We start from the raw sequence: 3,648 nt of genomic DNA, 5'->3' as shown, positions 1-3,648 counted from the left end.
GTAGGCAGAGATGATGGGGAGACAGAAGGTGAATATTCCGCAGTTTATTACAACCATAACATTTTTACCGAACTGGATCACGGCACTTTCTGGCTTTCTGAGACGCCTGAGCAGCCTTCTGTAGGCTGGGATGCCTCAATGGAAAGGATATGTACCTGGGTGCTCCTGGAGCATGAAGAGTCAGGTAAAAAATTACGGGTATTCAATACCCACTTTGATCATCGGGGAGCAAAAGCCCGGGCCAATTCGGCACGGCTGATTCTACGTAAGATGGAGGAGATAAGCAGCACGCAAGAAACCATTGCCCTTATGGGTGATTTGAATGCCTTACCCGATCAGGAGCCCATTGAAGTGATCGCCGAAAAACTGAAGGATGCCCGTGTCGTCAGCCAGACCCCACCTTTCGGACCGGAAGGCACCTACAATGGATTCAACTATACGGAGCCAGCCCAAAGACGCATAGACTACATCTTCGTCAAAGATACGGGGGTGTTAAAGTATGGAGTGCTGAATGATCCGGTGAACCTGCATTTTCCTTCCGATCATTTTCCGGTTTTTGCAGAAATCCGGCTGAAGTAACAAAAGACTGGCATTCAAAACTCGCAAGCCTTGCCAGCGAACATTCTAGACGAGACTCTTTCAAATCTCTTTGACTTTATAGACAAACACGAATTAATCCCTCAACAATTTGACAATGTAATCATTTAGCAATTATCCAATCTACCGCAGACGTTCTTTTCTTAGCCTCAGCCTTAATCCAGATTCTTCTCCGGGTACATCTCCTCCCACTGTTGCGGCTGGTCTTTCAGTTTACTGTCAAACCATGAAGTAATGGTATAATGCCATTTGATGCGTTTGTCATAGTCAATAATCCAGTGGTTCTCATTTTCTACCAATACCATCTCCACATCTTTGCCCAGAATTTTCAGTGCCGCATAATACTGTTTGCTTTCGCCCACCGGTACGTTGGTATCGGCAGTACCATGCAGCAGAAGAATGGAATTGCTGAAATCATCGGCATTGAATAAGGGGCTTTTTTCTACATACAAATCTTTATTGTTCCATGGATAGCTGTGGGCTGAAGCTACCGCACTGTAGGTATATCCCCAGTATCCTTCGCCCCAGTAGCTTGATATCGAGCTGATACCTGCATGGGCCACAGCCGTTTTGAATATATCTGTCCGGGTCTGAAGCATCATGGTGGTGTACCCGCCATATGAAGCACCTATGGCCCCTACATTGTCCTCGTCGGCTGATGGATGGGTATTGAGGAATTTTTTGGTTCCCTCAATGATGTCGTCAACCTGTTCTTTGCCCCAGCCATTGACATGAAGCGCTGAGAATTCCTGACCATAACCGGTGGCACCACTGGGCTGAAGCACATACACAATATACCCTTTCCCGGCCCAGATGTTCTTTGGATAACGGCCATCAAAGCTTCTTGAAGTAGGTGTGGTTCCTCCGTAATAATAAACGATCACCGGGTACGTTTTATCGGGGTCATAATTGGGCGGATAGTAAACCCTTCCGTCGATGGTTCTGCCCCTGCTGTTCGTGAAGTTCCATTCCTCAGTGGGGCCGTATTGCACATGGGCAAGTGATTCCTTTTTTGGTTTGTCAATCAGCCGGCTTGCTTCATTTTTCAGATCCAGGGCGTAGAGATGTTCCGGCATGGTCATTCCTGTTCCTGTATAAACGGCTTGGTCTCCTTTGTCTGAAAAGTCTATGCCACCCAATACTTCTACCTCAATATCTACCTGTTCAAATTGCCCGTCGTCCGTATTGAAGAGGTAGAGACGTCCGTAATCTTTCTCTGCAACGGAAAGATAGATCCGGTTTTCAGTGGTCCAATCTGCAGAGTTTACAGAAGGAGCGAATGTTTTGGTGAGGGGCTTCACATTTTCGTTTTGGAGATCGTATAGGTAAAGCTGGCTGTCGAAGTTGTTGGGCATCATGTCGTCGGACACGTTCCTACCGACATCCCCGAAACATAAGGGTCCGCCCTGAACAAGAAGCCGGTTTCCTTCCGGGGAATATTCGGCTCTGCCTGAATATCGTTTGTCTTTCCAGATGGTATCCGGTGTCAGGTTTTCCACATCCATTTCATAAAGGTTCTGCCTGGAAAAAGGTACTTCCGTATAATCGGGATAAGAAGTTGAGAAAAGTATCTTTTTGCTGTCGGGTCTTATGTCATGGAGACGGGTACTCAGATTACCGGCGGTTATTCTTTGGGAATGGCCTGATTTTACATTCAGCAGATGCAGGAATGAACGGTCGCGGAATCCGGGAATACGGTCCTCGTTGCCGTAGATTCGTTTCAGATCACCGGGATCATCCGCTTCTACCTGTGTCGAATACACAATATAGGCTTCGTTAGGAGCCCAGGTGTAGCTTCCCAGGTCCTCAATATCCCTGGCAATTATGTTTTCCTCTCCGCTTTCCACGTCATATACGTAAAGGTTGGAAGCCTCCTCGAATTGAACTGTATAGGAAATGCGTTCGCTTTTCGGGAGCCACTGCACCTTGTTGATATCCGGATTTCGAAAAACGGTTTCGTTTTCCAGATCATCAAGCTTCTTCAGTACGGTATAGCCCATGCTCTTTCCCGTACCCCGGGGTGATTCCGAATAGTTGATCAGTACATACTTTCCGGAAGAGGAAATCCTGGCCGAGCTAATGCTCTTGCCGTCAAGAATATCATGGATGGTGAGTTCCCTTGCGGGATCAAGGGTATTGGTCAGTGTGAGCCCTTCAAAATCCCGGGAATACGAAACTGTAGTGTGAAATTTCATATTCTTCCCCTCGTTGAGTAATTTCAGGCCCACCAGGTGTTTTCCCCTGTGAAGTTGTGCGGAGCATTTTTCGCTACTCCGTTTTCCGGTTTCCTTGGTATGCTTCTTTTCTCCGTCGATGTAAAATTCAAATAAAGCACCGGTGGTGATGTTGAATTCCAGTTTAGTCCATTGATCCACCTCAATGTAGGAGGCCAGATACATCACATTGTTGCCATTCGGTGAGATGGTTATCAGGCTATCACTGTCTATTGTGATTTCCTTCCACTCCGTCTCTTCTTTAGCCAGGGCAACGGAACTGGAGACCCGGGGCATGCGCTCAAAATCCATGCGGAGGCTTTCCAGCAGATCGTTGTTTTTGAATTTTTCTCCATCGAGGTTTCCCTTTTCGGAGAATGCAGGTTTATAGATTTCCACCGGTCCGGCTTTCAGCCATTGATTCATGTTGATCTCTTTTTGTGCAAAAAGAGCAGTAGTCATAAAAATTAAGAGAACCGGCAGAATGATATGTTTCTTCATAATATAAATGTTTTGAATTTCATTATTAGACTAATTCCAGTCAAAAAGGATTAAAATTAAATAAATCCCTCTAATTAGTAAAGTTCTAACCTGGATTATTCATAAACAAACGAAGTGAAGTTTATGAATGCGGGATGGATTGTGGGAAGGATCCAGGTTACCCCGCATTAGAAAAACCGGCTTTTTGTAAAATTTATTGAAGCAAAAAGTCAGGTTTTTCAATAGCGTCAGAATTATTCTTGAATAATTCGGGCTAAAAGATGGTTGATGGTTTTATGGATATTATTTTTCCGCCGCCAACCAGTCTGCCGGCTAGCAGGAACACCAACCCCGCCTG

The 3,648-nt window shown here is 45.7% G+C and carries 2 protein-coding genes; one reads left to right on the top strand and one right to left on the bottom strand.

Features of this window, described 5'->3' with window-relative positions; all coding sequences use genetic code 11:
* The coding region (locus tag KGY70_18955; protein MBS3777283.1) for an endonuclease/exonuclease/phosphatase family protein at positions 1-579 on the top strand (579 nt) is incomplete at its 5' end.
* Between the two features lie 173 nt (positions 580-752).
* Here the strand turns inward: KGY70_18955 and KGY70_18950 are convergent.
* On the bottom strand, positions 753-3,311 hold the full coding sequence (locus KGY70_18950; GenBank protein ID MBS3777282.1) for a S9 family peptidase: 2,559 nt from the start codon (positions 3,309-3,311) through the stop codon (positions 753-755).
* Between the last annotated feature and the right edge of the window lie 337 nt (positions 3,312-3,648).

This window comes from Bacteroidales bacterium (assembly GCA_018334875.1).
Classification (GTDB): Bacteria; Bacteroidota; Bacteroidia; order Bacteroidales; family UBA12077; genus JAGXLC01.
Note: the sequence above shows the minus strand (reverse complement) of the source record. Positions and strands in the feature narration are given on the sequence as shown.